The following is a 13842-nucleotide window of genomic DNA, read 5'->3' on the forward strand; positions in this document are numbered from 1 at the left end:
CCTAGGACGTCAGGTCGCCGAGCAGGCGCTCCAGTGCCTCGACCACCATCGCGTGGTCCTCGGCCTGGGGCAGCCCCGACACGGTGACCGAGCCGATCACCCCCGCGCCCTCGACCGCGACCGGGAACGAACCGCCGTGGGCGGCGTACCGGTCGGGGTCGAGGCGCGAGGACTGCTCGAACGTCGTGCCCTTGGCCCGGAAGCGGGTGCCGACGAGGAGCGAGCTCTCGCCGTACCGCTCGACGACCCGCCGCTTGCGGTCGATCCAGGCGTCGTTGTCCGCGCTCGACCCCGGCAGCGCGCAGTGGAAGAGCTGCTGCGCGCCGCGCCGGATGTCGATCGCGACGGGTGCGCGGCGCTCGCGCGCCAGGCCGACGAGGATGCCGCCGAGCGTCCAGGCGTCCTCGTACGTGAAGTGGGGGAGGGTCAGGCGCGCTTCCTGCGCCTCCAGCTCGGGGATCCCCGGGACCTTCGGGGCGTCGGTGCTCACAGCGTCACCGTGATTCCCTCGCGGGCGGAGCGCTTCGCCGCCTCCAGGACGTCGAGCGCGGCGGCGGCCTCATGGGCGGTGACCGGGTTGTCCCCGGAGCCACGCAGGGCGGCGGCGACGCCGGCGTAGTACGCCGGGTAGTCGCCCGGCAGGGTCTCGACCGGTGTACCGCCGCCGGTGAGCGGGGACTCGCCGGCGCCGAGGACGCCCCACATCGACTCCGGCTCCACGCCCCACGCCGCACCCGGCGTGGGACGCAGTCCCTCGCGCAGGGCGGCCTCCTGGGGGTCGAGGCCGTACTTCACGTATCCGGCCCGGGAGCCGAGAACCCGGAAACGGGGGCCGAGCTGGGCGGTCGTGGCGCTCACGTAGAGGTGGGAACGGACGCCGTTCGCGTGCGTGATCGCGAGGAACGTGTCGTCGTCGGCCTCCGCGCCCGGGCGGCGGACGTCCGACTCGGCGTAGACGCGCACGGCGGGGCCGAACAGGACCAGCGCCTGGTCGACGACATGGCTGCCCAGGTCGTACAGCAGGCCGCCGATCTCCTCCGGCGCGCCCGACTCGCGCCAGCCGCCCTTGAGCTGCGGGCGCCAGCGCTCGAACCGGGACTCGAAGCGCTGGACGTCCCCGAGCGAGCCGTCCGCGACGAGGGCGCGGAGAGTGCGGAAGTCGTTGTCCCAGCGGCGGTTCTGGAAGACGGAGAGAAGCAGGCCCCGCTCCTCGGCGAGGGCGGCGAGCGCGCGCGCCTCGGCGGCGGTGCCGGCGACCGGCTTGTCCACGACGACGGGGAGACCGGCCTCGAGCGCGGCGGTGGCGACCGGGACGTGCGTCTTGTTCGGGGAGGCGACGACGATCAGATCCAGCTCGTCCGCCCGCGCCCACAGCTCCTCGGGCGACTCGGCGACCCGGACTCCGGGGTACGCGGCGCGCGCCTGGGCCTGGCGCTCCGGGTTGCCGGTCGTGACCGTGTCGAGGGCGAGGCCCTCGGTGGCGCTGATCAGCGGGGCATGGAAGACGGAGCCCGCGAGGCCGTAGCCGACGAGTCCGACGCGGAGGGGGGCGGGGTCGGTGCCAGTCATGGATCCACTTAAGCAACGCTGTTGCCAAAGTGCAAGCGCGGGGGACAATGGCCTCGTGAACAGGCGTGTGAGGGGCGTGAGGGCGTGAGAGAGGTACGGAGTGTGGGGGGAGCGGGCGGGGTGAATCTGCCGGCTCTGCGCAGTCACAACGCCGCGCTCGTGCTCGATCTGCTGCGTACGGCGGGAGAGGACGGGATCAGCCGTCTGGAGCTGGCGGAGCGGACCGGCCTCACCCCGCAGGCGGTCAGCAAGATCACGGCCCGGCTGCGGGCGGAGGGGCTGGCCCGGGAGGCGGGCCGTCGCGCCTCGACCGGCGGCAAGCCCCGTACGGTCCTGCGGCTGGTGCCGTCGGCGGCCTACGCGGTCGGAGTGCACCTGGACCGCGACGAATTGACGGTGGTCCTGGTGGACCTCGCGGGCGTACGGGTCGCGAGGCGGCGGACGTCGCTCGACCTGGGGGCGGGCGTGGACGTCGTCCTCGACGCGATCGGCACGGAGGTCGAGGCGCTGCGGTCGGCGACGGCGGTAGCGACGGAGACGGCGACGGCGACGGCGGCAGTGAAGAGGGCAGCGACGGCGACGGAGACGGAGAGCGGGATCGAGGCCGGGGACGAGGCTCCCGCCCCGGCGCCAGCGCCCGCCCTCCTCGGTGCCGGTGTCGCGATGCCCGGGCCGCTCGACCACCTCACCGGCACTCCCGGGCGGGTCACCGGTCATCCGCACTGGGAGGGCGTGCCGCTACGGGACGAGCTCGTACGGCGGCTCGGTCTGCCCGTCGAACTCGACAAGGACACCAACGCCACCGCCCTCGGACTCGCCCTCCACGCTCCGGTCCCCGACTCGTTCGCGTACCTCCACCTCGGTACGGGCCTCGGTTGCGGCCTCGTCCTCGATGGCGCCCTCCACCGAGGCGCCAGGACCGGGGCGGGGGAGTTCGGGCACCAGACCGTTCAGCTCGACGGACCCCTCTGCGGCTGCGGGGGGCGGGGCTGCCTGGAGGCCTTGTGTCTGGCGGCCGTCGCCCGCGGCGACATCCCGGAGGCGGCGCGGATCCTCGGCACCGGCGCCGCCAATCTCGTACGGCTCCTCGACATCGACCGTGTCGTCCTCGGCGGCCGGGTCGTCCTCGCCGCCCCCGAGGAGTTCGCCCGCGGTACGCGCGAGGTGCTCGCCGGGCTGGGCCTCGCGGCGGGGGTGGCCGTCACGCCGTACGCCGTCGCCGAGGGCGCGGCCCAGCTGATCCTCGCACCGACCTTCGGAAAATAGGCTGATCGGGTGGTCGTACGGGTCGTTCGGGGGGTCCGTCGCGTGGCTGCGCGGCCCGTGCGCGTCCGCGTGGAAGCGTCGCGCACGTTCCGTACGCCCGCGAGCAGCAAAGGCACCCGCCCATGCGACGTCCCACGCGACTGCGCGACGCCCTGGCCCTCGGCGTGACCACGGCGACGACGACCGGAACCGCCGTCCTCGCGCTCGCCTGCCCCTCAGCCACCGCCGCTTCCGCCTCCGTCGGCCCCGCCGCCTTCGGACCCGGCCCCAGCCCCCAGCCCTCCTCCCGGCCCGGCTCCGAGCGTGCCGCCAAGCCCCCCACCTGCGGCAAGGCGTCCGACCCCGACTTCCCCATCGACACCCGCATCCACGGCGGCCCCACCGCGTACGTCCCCGGCGGCGGCCCCCGCTCCTTCGCCGTCGACCTCACCAACACCACCGCCGAGCCCTGCCGCGACATCCATCCGGTCCTGGCCCTCGCCGACCGGGACCGGATTCTTCAGCCCGCGCAGATCCGGCTCGACTTCTACGACGCCGAGGCGCGCCGCTGGCGGCCCGTCCCCTTCGAGGAGACCGAGGAGGACGAGAACGTCGGCGTCTTCACCGGTTTCCCGGGCTTCGAGGTTCCGGCGGGTGCCACGCTCACCGTCCCCCTGCGGCTCGCCTTCCGGGCCGACACCGCTCCCAACGAGGTGGTCGCCGGCGCGGCGATCGTGCAGCGCCGGGGCGACGACGGCGACTGGGTCGGCGAATCCGGCGACTACCGCCTCACGATCGGCCCCGACAGCCCCGACAGCCCCGACAGCCCGGACAGCCCCGAGGCCCTGGAAGAGCCCCCGGACAGGGACGCGGAGAAGGATGTCGGCAAGGAGGCGGCGCCGGACCCGGAGGAGACGGCCGAGGGGGCGACCCCCCTCCCCGAGGCGACGGCCCCGCTCCCCGAGGCGACGGCCCCGCTCCCCGAGGCGACGGCCCCCCTCCCCGAGGCGACGGCCCCGCCACGGGGCGACAGCGGCCTGCCGCCGACCTGGCAGCGCCCCGAACTCGCCCAGACGGGCGACGAGTCGTCCCCCACCACGCTCGCCCCCGTCGCCGGCGCCCTCCTCCTCGCCGGCGCCGCACTGCTGGTCGCGACTGCCCGCAGACTGACTTACCGGCACAAAGACGGGAGCCCCCGGTCATGACGCCCGCGGCGCACCGGCCCTCTGCCACGTGACCTCGGGCGGGGCCCGCCGCCGGCTCCCGCTACCTCGACGCCATCACCGTCCAGGACGCCTACCTCGGCCGGCTCGTCGACGTCGCCGCCGCCGACTTCCACCAGCTGGCCCTCGTCCCCGACCCTCCGGGGGCTGGACGGAAAACCGATCCGGCAGCGGTCCACCGACCCCTTCACCGCGCTGTACGGCTCGCTCTCCGGCCGCGTCGACGAGACCGGCGTCCCCGCCGGCGTCTTCGGCGGCAGCCAGAGCGCGCCCAGGTGCTCGCTGAGCTTCAACGGCGGCCCCCGCCCCTCGTCAAGAGCTGCACCGCCCACCTCGTCTGCCAGCCCCAGTCCCTCACCGTCCCCCTCCCCACCGGCGCCTCCGACGTGAGCTTCCGCTTCCGCTGCACCGGCTCCGGATCACTGGTACCGGGTGATCGGCGGGGTCAAGATCCAGGCTTCCTGATTAGGGTGGGGGCGTCGCCACAGCGCTGTCGCGGCGCCCCAGCACATCGCACGTTGTTCGTACGGCAGGAGTCCCCGCACATGGCAGAGCGCAAGCCGATCGAATCCTGGCTCACCGACATGGACGGCGTCCTCATCCACGAGGGTGTCCCGATCCCCGGCGCCGACGCCTTCATCAAGAAACTGCGGGAGACCGGGAAGCCGTTCCTGGTCCTCACGAACAACTCGATGTACACCGCCCGCGACCTGCACGCCCGCCTCGCCCGCATGGGCCTGGACGTGCCCGTCGAGAACATCTGGACCTCGGCGCTCGCGACCGCCCGGTTCCTCGACGACCAGCGCCCCGGCGGCACGGCGTACGTCATCGGTGAGGCCGGTCTGACCACCGCGCTGCACGACATCGGCTACGTCCTGACCGACCACGCCCCCGACTACGTGGTGCTCGGCGAGACCCGGACGTACTCCTTCGAGGCCATGACCAAGGCGGTCCGGCTGATCAACGCCGGTGCCCGGTTCATCTGCACCAACCCGGACGAGACCGGCCCCTCCCTCGAAGGGCCGCTCCCGGCCACGGGCTCCGTCGCCGCGCTGATCACGAAGGCCACCGGCAAGGACCCGTACTTCGCGGGCAAGCCCAACCCCCTGATGATGCGCACCGGCCTCAACGCGATCGGCGCCCACTCGGAGTCGAGCGCCATGATCGGCGACCGGATGGACACGGACATCCTCGCCGGACTGGAGGCGGGCATGCAGACCTTCCTGGTGCTCACGGGCCTGACAGGCCTGGCGGAGGTGGACCGCTACCCGTTCCGTCCGTCCAAGATCGTCGACTCGATCGCCGACATCGTGGACCGCGTCTGAGTCCGGCCGGATCCGAGGGGGGAGTCCCCCGACCGCGCCCCTGCGGATGCGAAACGACCGGAACCGGGTGACCCTGCCATTACCAGGAGGTCACGATGCGTTCAGGTCCCATTGCTCTTCGTGCCGCAGGGGCGGCGGCCCTGCTGGTACTGGCACCCACGGCCGGTACCGCGTCCGCCCATGACGGGGTGAAGGTCACCGTCACGCCGTCCACCGCCAAGCCGGGAACGGATGTCGACATCCGCGTCCACGGCTGCAAAGGCACGACCGGCGCCGCCAGGTCCAAGGCGTTCGTCGCCGAGGCCGAGCTCACCGGCCGTGACGGCGGCGACTTTCCGCTGTTCGGCGACACCATGATCAAGTCTGATCTGGTCGAGGGTACGTACAAGGTGAGCGTGACCTGCGACGGTCACGACCACCGGGACGTCGGCACGGTCCGGGTCCAGCACCGCAAGCCGGAGCCGACCCACAAACCCACCCACAAGCCGACCCACCAGCCCACGCACCACGAGCCCACCCACAAGCCGACCCACCACCGGCCCACGTACCACCCGACCCCGATCGCCCCGGTCCGGGCCGGAGGCGGCGGCGCGGCCCTGGCCGTACCGGCGGGACCGGTGGCCCCCGGCGTCGCGCAGACCGCGAGCGAGAGCGGTCTCGGCACCCCGTACACCCTCGTCGGCCTGGGCATGGCCGCGGTCGCCGCGGTCGCCGTCGCCGTCCGCAGCGCGCGCCGCCGCCGGACGGACTCGGCCCCGGGCGCGGACTGACCATGTCCTCCGGATCCGGAACCCGTCCGGCGGGCACCGGACGGATGATGACCGGTGTGGCCTGGGCGGTCCTGCTCCTGGCGCTGTGGCTGTGGGGCCGTGAGGTCACCGAAGGCCCCGGCGGCAGCTCGGCGCCGACCCACGGTGACATCGCCGCGGTCGGCCGCCCCCTGGGCGTCCCGCTGCCCCCGGCGCACCGGCCCCTCGAGGCCGCGGAGCCCCGCCGAGTCGAGATCCCCTCGCTCGGCATCACGGCGCCGGTCGTCGCGCGCGGCCTCGACCGTACGGGGGCGGTGGACCCGCCGCCGTACGAGATGCCCCACTCGGTCGGCTGGTTCCGCACCGGCACGCGGCCGGGAGCGGAGGGCGCCGCCCTCTTCGTCGGCCATGTCGACACCGAGACCCGGCCCGCCGTCTTCTACGGGCTGAGCTCCGCCCGCCCCGGCGCCACCGTGAAGGTCACCCGCGCGGACGGCTCGGTCGCCGAGTTCACCATCGACGACGTCCAGGTCTTCCCGCGCGAGCGGTTCGACGCGCGGAAGGTGTACGGGCAGCGGGTGGCCGACCGGGCCGAGCTGCGCCTGATCACCTGCGGCGGCAGCTTCGACCGCACCTCCGGCACGTACACGGCGAACGTGGTCGTCTCCGCCTACCTCACGGGTACTGCTTGAACCGGAGGCGCGTACGACCGAGGCCCCCTCACCGATGGTGAGGGGGCCTCGACTCTGCGTGCGCCGCCAGGGACTCGAACCCCGGACCCGCTGATTAAGAGTCAGCTGCTCTAACCAACTGAGCTAGCGGCGCCTGCTGACCTGCATAACTCTACCGGACGCCAGCGGGTGCTCCTGACCATTGGTGGCCACTCCCGGCCTGTCGGATGGTCCTTTCTTAGCTTCGATCCGTCAAAATGTGATTTGTCCAGACAGTTGAGACACTGACGCCCACTACGGCGCCAAAAGATCTTGACGAGTGTGGAGGGGAATCGCATGAGTGTGCCGGTCTTCGAGGAGTTCGAGCCCGCGGTCGACTGCGGCTGCGCGGGCTGCGCCCACCAGCGGCGCGATCATGCCCTTGGCATGCCCGTACGGGCAGGCGGTCACCCGGCGGCGCACGGAGCGCGCCGCGCGCTGGTCCTGGTGACCGCGGCGGGAGTCGTCCTGGGCGGAGGAGGCCCGAGCGCCTTCGCCCGCCCTCCGGACGCCCGCCTCCCCGGCACCCCGGCGGACGTCACCGATATGACGAGCGTGGCGGACGTGGCGAGTGTGGTGGACCGGGCGAGCAGGGCGGAGTCGGCGGAAGCCGTCGCTCCCGGCCCGGACACGCCCCAGGGTGGCGCCGGCCCGCTGCACGGAGCGCCGGGCCCCGGCCCCCAGCCGGCCCCCGGGGCCACCCCGACGGACAGCCAGATCACCGTCCAGTCCCTGCGCAAGACCACCCGCACCGAGATCATCAACCGCGCCAAGCTGTGGGTGCGGGCCCAGGTTCCGTACTCCATGGAGAAGTACTGGACGGACGGATACCGCCAGGACTGCTCCGGCTACATCTCGATGGCGTGGAACCTGCGGGCCAACGAGTGGACCGGAAGCCTCGACCGCTTCGGCGAACGGATCGAGCGCACCGAGCTTCAGCCCGGCGACATCCTGCTCTTCCACAACCCGGCCGACCCGACCAAGGGCTCGCACGTCACGGTCTTCGGCGGCTGGACGGACTACACCCACACGTCGTACATCGCGTACGAGCAGGTGAAGCCGCGTTCGCGCAAGCAGGCCACGCCGCTGGCGTACTGGACGCACTCCGACCGCTATACGGCCTACCGCTACAAGGGGATCGTGAGCGGGGGCGGTGGCAGCGGTGCCGGAGGCGGTTCGTCCGCCGCGGTCGCGTATCCGGGCACGTCGAAGTTCGGGTCCGGCGCGAACAACGCGCACGTGACCCGGCTCGGGAAGCTGCTCGTCCAGCGTGGCGGCAAGAAGTACTACAGCCAGGGGCCCGGGCCGCGCTGGGGCGAGGCGGACCGCCGGGCGACCCAGGCGTTCCAGCGGGCACAGGGCTGGAAGGGCGAGGAGGCGGACGGGCTGTCCGGGCCGCATACCTGGCGGCTGCTCGTGAACGGCCAGGGCAGGAGCATCGGCGGTTCGAGTGGTTCGAGCGGTCCGAGCGCGAATGCGCCGGGGTTCCCCGGGCGTGGCTACTTCCGTCCGGGCCGATCCAGCGCATATGTGGAGAAGCTGGGCAAACAGCTGGTGAAGCGGGGCTACGGCAAGCACTACCTGTCGGGTCCCGGTCCGCGCTGGTCGGAGGCGGACCGTCGCAATGTCGAGGCGTTCCAGCGGGCGCAGGGATGGCGCGGCGGCGCGGCCGACGGCTACCCCGGCCCGGAGACCTGGCGGCGTCTGTTCCGATGACCCCGAGAGCATGAGGTGGACCGAATGACCCGATCGACCCCGAACCCGCTGGGCCCGATGCCAGGGGAATCCGGCGCGGCGGCCACGCGCGACGCGGCCCGCACGGCAAGACGCCTGACCACCGAGCCCCGCAGGTCGCGCCCAAGGCCGCCGGGGGCGGGGGCCGGCGGCGAGGCGCGGTCGGAGGGCCCGCCGGCCGACGCGCCCGGCCACGTCCCCCCGGAGACCCCCGCGGGTGCGGAGGACTCCGCCGCGACACCTGCGCCCCCGCCCGCCTCGGCCGCGGGCACGGCTTCCCCGCCGGCCGCGGCGGGCGTGGGGGCCGGTACGGGGACGGCTCCGGCCGGCGGAGAACCCGCCCCCGATACGGCTCCGGCGGCCGGTGACCCCGACCTCGGTACGGCTCCGGTTGTTTCCGAGCCGGGCACCGGTACGACCCCGGCCCCCGCGGCGCCCGGCACGCCGGCGGCTGCGGTTGCCTCGGCCCCCGGTACCGGTGCGACTCCGCCAGCTGATGGCCCCGGTCTTGGTGCGGCCCCGTCCGGTTCGGAGCCGGGCTCCGGTGCGGTTCCGGCAGGTGGAGGTCCCGGCCTCGGCGGGGGCTACCGCCCTGGGTCGGCCCCGGTCGGTTGGGCGCCCGGCGCGGCGATGGCCCTGGCGGGTTCACAGCCCGGCGGGGGTGCGGTTCCGGCGTGCGGAGGCCCCGGTCTTGGTGTGGCCCCGGACGGTTCGGCGCCCGGCGCGGGTGCGGTTCCGGCAGGTGGAGGTCCCGGCCTCGGCGGGGACTACCGCCCTGGGTCGGCCCCGGCCGGCTCGGCGCCCGGCGCGGCGATGGCCCTGGCGGGTTCACAGCCCGGCGCGGGTGCGGTTCCGGCGTGCGGAGACCCCGGTCTTGGTGCGGCCCCGGACGGTTCGGCGCCCGGTACGGCGTGCGGAGGCCCTGGTCTTGGTGCGGCCCCGGCCGGCTCGGCGCCCGGCACGGGCGCGGCTCCGGCAGACGAAGGTCCCGGCCTTGGCGGGGATTACCGCCCTGGGTCGGCCCCGGCCGGCTCGGCGCCCGGCGGGGCGATGGCCCCGGACGGTTCGGCGCCCGGCGCGGGTGCGACTCCGGCAGCTGATGGCCCCGGTCTTGGTGCGGCCCCGGCCGGCTCGGCGCCCGGCACGGGCGCGGCTCCGGCAGACGAAGGTCCCGGCCTTGGTGGGGATTCCCGCTCTGGGGCGGCCACGACCGGTCTGGAGCCCGGACCGGGTTCGGCTCAGGGGGGCGGTGGTCCCCGTCTCGGTACGGCCGGCGCCGGTTCGGAGCCGGGCTCCGGTGCGGATCCGGCAGACGGAGGCCTTGGCCTCGGTACGCCCCCCGCCGCTGCGGATTCCGGCGCGAGTACGGCTCCGGCGGGCGGGAGCCCCCGGCCCGGGGTGGCCCCGGCCGGCTCTGAACCCGGCGGCGGTGCTGCTCCGGCAGGTGGAGGGCCCCGCTCGAACGCGGGTCCCCGCCCAGGGTCGGCCTCGGCGGGTTCGGAGGCCGGTACAGGTACGACTCCGGCGGGCGGGAGCCCCCGTCCCAGGTCGGCCCCGGCCGGTTCGGAGCCCCGGGCCGGCGGCGCGGTAACCGCCGGGGAAGGCGCCTCGCATCACACCGCCCCCGGGCGGGCTCGGGCCAAGGAGGCCGGGGACGAGGTTCCGGCCATCGCGGGCGTGCGGATCGGGGGTGTCGCCGTGCCGGCCGCCGACGAGGCCGGCCCGGCCCCGGCCCCGGCCCCGCCGGCGCGGGCAGGAGGCCGACGGAAGACGATCATCGGGACCGAGACGACCGGGTCGATCCCCGTGCACCTGCTCTTCCGGGACGAGCCGGAACCGACCGGCCGAGACCACCCCCGCCCCGCGGACGACGACGACGGCCCCGCCACCGTCGCCTTGGCCGGCCGCGTGGTGGCCACCGCGACCGCGACCCCCACCCTCGCGCCGCTCAAGGCGGTCATCCCCGGTCCCGCCCGGCCCGCCGCCCCCTCCCGCCCCGCCCCCACCGCCGACCCTCAGCTCGTCGAGCGGCCCGGGACCGCCCTGCCCGGGTGGATGGGGGTCGTCGGCGGGATGCTGGCGCTCACCGCGTGCGCGGCCATCGTGTGGGAGGCCGGGGCGGTGCCCGATTCGGTCGCCCGGATGCTCCGGCTGCCCCCACGCCCGTACCACGGCATCCACCTCGGCCAGTGGGCGCTGCTCGCCCTCGGGGTCCTGGCCACCCTCTTCGCCTTCGGTGGTCTCGGCCGTGGCCGGGTCGGCTACGCCTGGGTCCTCACCCTCTTCGGTGACTACCGCGGCAGCGTCCGCCGTACCGGTCTCCTCTGGGTCAACCCCCTCCTCCTGCGCCGCCGGGTCGACGTCCGCCTCCGCCACTGGCGGAGCGAGCCGCTCTCCGCGGTGGACGCCAAGGGCACCGCGCTCCACGTCGTCGTCCTCGTCGTCTGGCGCATCCGGGACACCGTCCGTGCCGCGCTCGGGGTCGACGGCCACGAGGAGTACCTGCGCGAGCAGGTGGAGGCGGCCATGGCCCGGGTCCTCTCCCAGCTCCCGGCCGACGCCTTCCACGAGGACGCCCCGACCCTGCGCGACGCCGAGGCGGTCGGCGAGGCCCTGACCCGGATGCTCTCCGCGGAGTGCGCCCCCGTCGGCCTCGACGTCTTCTCGGCGCAGCCGACCCGTATCGAGTACGCCCCCGAGATCGCGGCGGCGATGCGGCGCCGCCGGATCGCCGCGATCGACGCCAAGCACCGGGACAGCGTCCTGACCGCCGTCGTGGACTCGGTGGACGACGTGGTCCACCGGCTGACCACGCGTGGTCTGGTCGAGCTGGACGACTACGAGCGCAAGTCGCTGGTCAAGGACCTGACGGTGGCCTTCTACACCGGTCGCTCCACGTCGGGGGAAGGCGCGTGAGTGGTATGGACAGGTTCAACTTCCGTCAATACTTTGGTACTTGGTCTAGACCGGAATAGGCACTACCGCGGAACGCGCACGACCAGCAATACCCGCACGCGTGCAGCACGGCTCATCGAACTCCCCCACGTTCACCAGGAGCGACAGCATGCGCAAAAAGATAGGTGTGGCGGCGGTGGCGCTCGGCGTCGCCGGCGCCTCCCTCTTCGCCACGACCAGTGCCAGTAGCCACGGCTACACCGACTCCCCGATCAGCCGGCAGAAGCTCTGCGCCAACGGCACCGTGACCAACTGCGGCTCCATCCAATGGGAGCCGCAGTCGGTCGAGGGCCCCAAGGGCTTCCCGTCCGCAGGACCCGCCGACGGCAGGATCTGCTCCGCCGGCCTCACCCAGTTCGCTCAGCTCGACGATCCGCGTGGCGGCAACTGGCCCGCCACCCAGGTCACGGCGGGCCAGAGCTACAGCTTTCGCTGGCAGTTCACCGCCCGTCACCGCACCTCCGACTTCCGGTACTACATCACCAAGAACGGCTGGGACCGGACCAAGCCGCTCACCCGGGCAGCCCTCGACTCCCAGCCCTTCCTGACCGTCCCGTACAACAGTCAGCAGCCGCCGGCCACGCTCTCGCACTCCGGGACCATCCCGGCGGGCAAGACCGGAAAGCATCTGATCCTGGCGGTCTGGACGGTCGCGGACACCGCGAACGCCTTCTACGCCTGCTCGGACGTCCAGTTCTGACCCGCCAGTTCTGACCCGCCAGTTCTGGTCAGCCAGTTCTGACCTGTCGAGCCTGACCGGTTCAGTCCTCACGGGTGGCCGGCAACTGTTCGGCGTAAGACCGTGGCGGAGCTCGTGCAGGCGTCGGCGGGGCGACCACCGGATCGGACCGAGGAGCCGGCACCTGGTCGTCGCGGTAGCCGCCGCGCGGGCTGCGCTGCTCGTCGATCTGCCGCCCCGAGGTGCCGAGCCGCACCTCGGGGTGCTCCTCGACAACACGCCGGAGTTCCCGCTCCGGCTCGGCGCGGCGGCCCTCGCGAGGGCCGCCGTACCGAGGCGGCGATCTGCGCCCCGGGCCGGCCCGCGGCGGCGGGCCGCTCTCCGCGATCGGTACGCCACCCCGGGCGCCCTCTGTCGCCGTCGCGGGGTGCGCTGCCGCGCCGACGAAGCTAGGTTTTCGGGCGCTCTTCGGCTCGTAACGTTCGGTTAACCCCGCAAACGACTTTGCCGAGTTATCGTCATCCTTGACCGGTCGTTGACCAACTGTTGGTCTGCGCCTGAGGTTGTGAACCGCGGGGAGGGGGGCGTATGCGCCGAGGTGCGACGGCCAGGACCGTGTTCTCGTTCCTCGCCGCCGTCCTTCTCGCCTTCCAGCTCATCGTGTCGACAGCGTCCTTCGCATATGCGCATACGGCACGTCATGCCGTGGCCAAGGCTCAACCCGCAGTCAAGCCCGCGGGCGAGGCCACGCGCGACGAGATCGTCACCTGCCACGGCCCCGGCCGGCCGGGGGACCCGACCGGTCCTCTGCGTACGCGCGACCGGTCGCGCACCGCCGACAACCCAGGGATATCCGAGCGGCCGTTGCCGGCGCACCACACCTCCGTAGCGCCGGAATCGGCCGCCTCCGGCTCCCCACGGCACCACGCGTCGAGACCCTCGAGAGCACACGCCCCCGCCGTGCTCCAGGTGTTTCGCTGCTGAGCGGTGGAGCAGCCCCCCACGCATCACATCTGCCCCGCACACCGACGCGTCCCCACGACGCGCCAGGAGGAATCGCCACGTCATGCAGCCCCTCATCGACAACGCCCGCATGTTCGGACAGCGCCCTGAGGAGTTCGCCAAGCTGGCCGAAGGCCAGTCCCCCGAGGTCCTCTTCATCACCTGCGCCGACTCCAGGGTCGTACCCGCCCTGATCACCGGTGCCCGGCCCGGCCAGCTCTTCGAGCTGCGCACCGCCGGCAACATCGTTCCGCCGTACCGCTCCGGCACCCCCACCGGGGAGGCGGCCACCATCGAGTACGCCGTGGAGGTCCTCGGCGTCGAGCACATCGTGGTCTGCGGCCACTCGCACTGCGGCGCCGTGGGCGCGGTGGTGCGCGGCGACGACCTGAACACCGTCCCCGCCGTACGCGACTGGCTCGCGCACGCCGCGGAGGAGCCCCAGTGCTCCGACCCGGCCGACCCGACGGTCGCGGAGGCCGTGCAGCACCACGTCCTGACGCAACTGCTGCGGCTGCGCTCCTACCCCTGCGTCGAGAAGCGGCTGGACTCCGGCCGACTCAGCCTGCACGGCTGGTACTACGAGGTCCACACCGGCGCCGTGCGCGAACACCGCGCGGCCACCGACACCTTCGAAGCGCTGTGAGGGAG

Annotated in this window: 11 protein-coding genes, 1 tRNA gene and 1 pseudogene; 10 read left to right on the forward strand and 3 right to left on the reverse strand. The window is 73.7% G+C overall.

Annotated features, from left to right (window positions below):
- Position 1: 1 nt before the first annotated feature.
- Both IE136_RS19885 and IE136_RS19890 read right to left on the reverse strand, forming a co-directional pair.
- Positions 2-490 (reverse strand): heme-degrading domain-containing protein, encoded by a 489-nt coding sequence (locus IE136_RS19885; protein ID WP_189600989.1) that lies wholly within the window; start codon positions 488-490, stop codon positions 2-4.
- Positions 487-1569 (reverse strand): Gfo/Idh/MocA family protein, encoded by a 1083-nt coding sequence (locus tag IE136_RS19890; protein WP_158987662.1) that lies wholly within the window; start codon positions 1567-1569, stop codon positions 487-489. Before IE136_RS19890 ends, IE136_RS19885 begins: the two co-directional genes overlap by 4 nt.
- 84 nt (positions 1570-1653) lie before the next feature.
- Here IE136_RS19890 and IE136_RS19895 point away from each other — a divergent pair, with 84 nt between their 5' ends.
- The 5 genes from IE136_RS19895 to IE136_RS19915 all read left to right on the forward strand — a co-directional run bounded on the left by IE136_RS19895 (position 1654) and on the right by IE136_RS19915 (position 6803).
- Positions 1654-2835: an ROK family transcriptional regulator gene (locus tag IE136_RS19895; RefSeq protein WP_373309097.1), complete on the forward strand. Its 1182-nt coding sequence runs from the start codon at positions 1654-1656 to the stop codon at positions 2833-2835.
- 122 nt (positions 2836-2957) lie between these two features.
- Positions 2958-4019, forward strand: coding sequence for a hypothetical protein (locus IE136_RS19900; RefSeq protein ID WP_189600991.1), 1062 nt, complete (start codon positions 2958-2960; stop codon positions 4017-4019).
- Between the two features lie 563 nt (positions 4020-4582).
- Complete coding sequence (locus IE136_RS19905) at positions 4583-5362, forward strand: HAD-IIA family hydrolase (protein WP_158987658.1); 780 nt, start codon at positions 4583-4585, stop codon at positions 5360-5362.
- Positions 5363-5457: 95 nt separating this feature from the next.
- Complete coding sequence (locus tag IE136_RS19910) at positions 5458-6132, forward strand: hypothetical protein (protein ID WP_189600992.1); 675 nt, start codon at positions 5458-5460, stop codon at positions 6130-6132.
- Between the two features lie 2 nt (positions 6133-6134).
- Positions 6135-6803 (forward strand): class F sortase, encoded by a 669-nt coding sequence (locus IE136_RS19915; RefSeq protein WP_158987654.1) that lies wholly within the window; start codon positions 6135-6137, stop codon positions 6801-6803.
- Between the two features lie 59 nt (positions 6804-6862).
- Here IE136_RS19915 and IE136_RS19920 read toward each other — a convergent pair.
- A tRNA-Lys gene (locus IE136_RS19920) sits at positions 6863-6936 on the reverse strand.
- 182 nt (positions 6937-7118) lie between these two features.
- Here IE136_RS19920 and IE136_RS19925 point away from each other — a divergent pair.
- From IE136_RS19925 to IE136_RS19940, 5 genes and pseudogenes are all read left to right on the forward strand, one after another.
- A complete protein-coding gene (locus IE136_RS19925) occupies positions 7119-8537 on the forward strand; it encodes a peptidoglycan-binding protein (protein ID WP_189600993.1) in 1419 nt (472 codons plus the stop codon).
- Positions 8538-9605: 1068 nt separating this feature from the next.
- Positions 9606-11471, forward strand: a complete 1866-nt coding sequence (locus IE136_RS35835; protein WP_189600994.1) for an SPFH domain-containing protein — start codon at positions 9606-9608, stop codon at positions 11469-11471.
- A gap of 148 nt (positions 11472-11619) precedes the next feature.
- On the forward strand, positions 11620-12210 hold the full coding sequence (locus IE136_RS19935; protein ID WP_189600995.1) for a lytic polysaccharide monooxygenase auxiliary activity family 9 protein: 591 nt from the start codon (positions 11620-11622) through the stop codon (positions 12208-12210).
- A 102-nt stretch (positions 12211-12312) separates the two neighbouring features.
- Positions 12313-12532: pseudogene (locus IE136_RS35840) on the forward strand (acyl-CoA synthetase); the annotation flags it as partial.
- Positions 12533-13255: 723 nt separating this feature from the next.
- Positions 13256-13837 carry a carbonic anhydrase gene (locus tag IE136_RS19940; protein WP_189600996.1) on the forward strand — a complete coding sequence of 194 codons (582 nt, stop codon included), beginning with the start codon at positions 13256-13258 and terminating at the stop codon, positions 13835-13837.
- Positions 13838-13842 lie beyond the last annotated feature (5 nt).

Source organism: Streptomyces lateritius (genome assembly GCF_014649715.1).
Taxonomy (GTDB): Bacteria; Actinomycetota; Actinomycetes; order Streptomycetales; family Streptomycetaceae; genus Streptomyces; species Streptomyces lateritius.

Coding starts and splice junctions, on each gene's coding strand:
- IE136_RS19890 (WP_158987662.1), bottom strand. CDS start 1,569: ATGACTGGCACCGACCCCGCCCCCCTCCGCGTCGGACTCGTCGGCTAC.
- IE136_RS19900 (WP_189600991.1), top strand. CDS start 2,958: ATGCGACGTCCCACGCGACTGCGCGACGCCCTGGCCCTCGGCGTGACC.
- IE136_RS19905 (WP_158987658.1), top strand. CDS start 4,583: ATGGCAGAGCGCAAGCCGATCGAATCCTGGCTCACCGACATGGACGGC.
- IE136_RS19910 (WP_189600992.1), top strand. CDS start 5,458: ATGCGTTCAGGTCCCATTGCTCTTCGTGCCGCAGGGGCGGCGGCCCTG.
- IE136_RS19915 (WP_158987654.1), top strand. CDS start 6,135: ATGTCCTCCGGATCCGGAACCCGTCCGGCGGGCACCGGACGGATGATG.
- IE136_RS19925 (WP_189600993.1), top strand. CDS start 7,119: ATGAGTGTGCCGGTCTTCGAGGAGTTCGAGCCCGCGGTCGACTGCGGC.
- IE136_RS35835 (WP_189600994.1), top strand. CDS start 9,606: ATGGCCCCGGACGGTTCGGCGCCCGGCGCGGGTGCGACTCCGGCAGCT.
- IE136_RS19935 (WP_189600995.1), top strand. CDS start 11,620: ATGCGCAAAAAGATAGGTGTGGCGGCGGTGGCGCTCGGCGTCGCCGGC.
- IE136_RS19940 (WP_189600996.1), top strand. CDS start 13,256: ATGCAGCCCCTCATCGACAACGCCCGCATGTTCGGACAGCGCCCTGAG.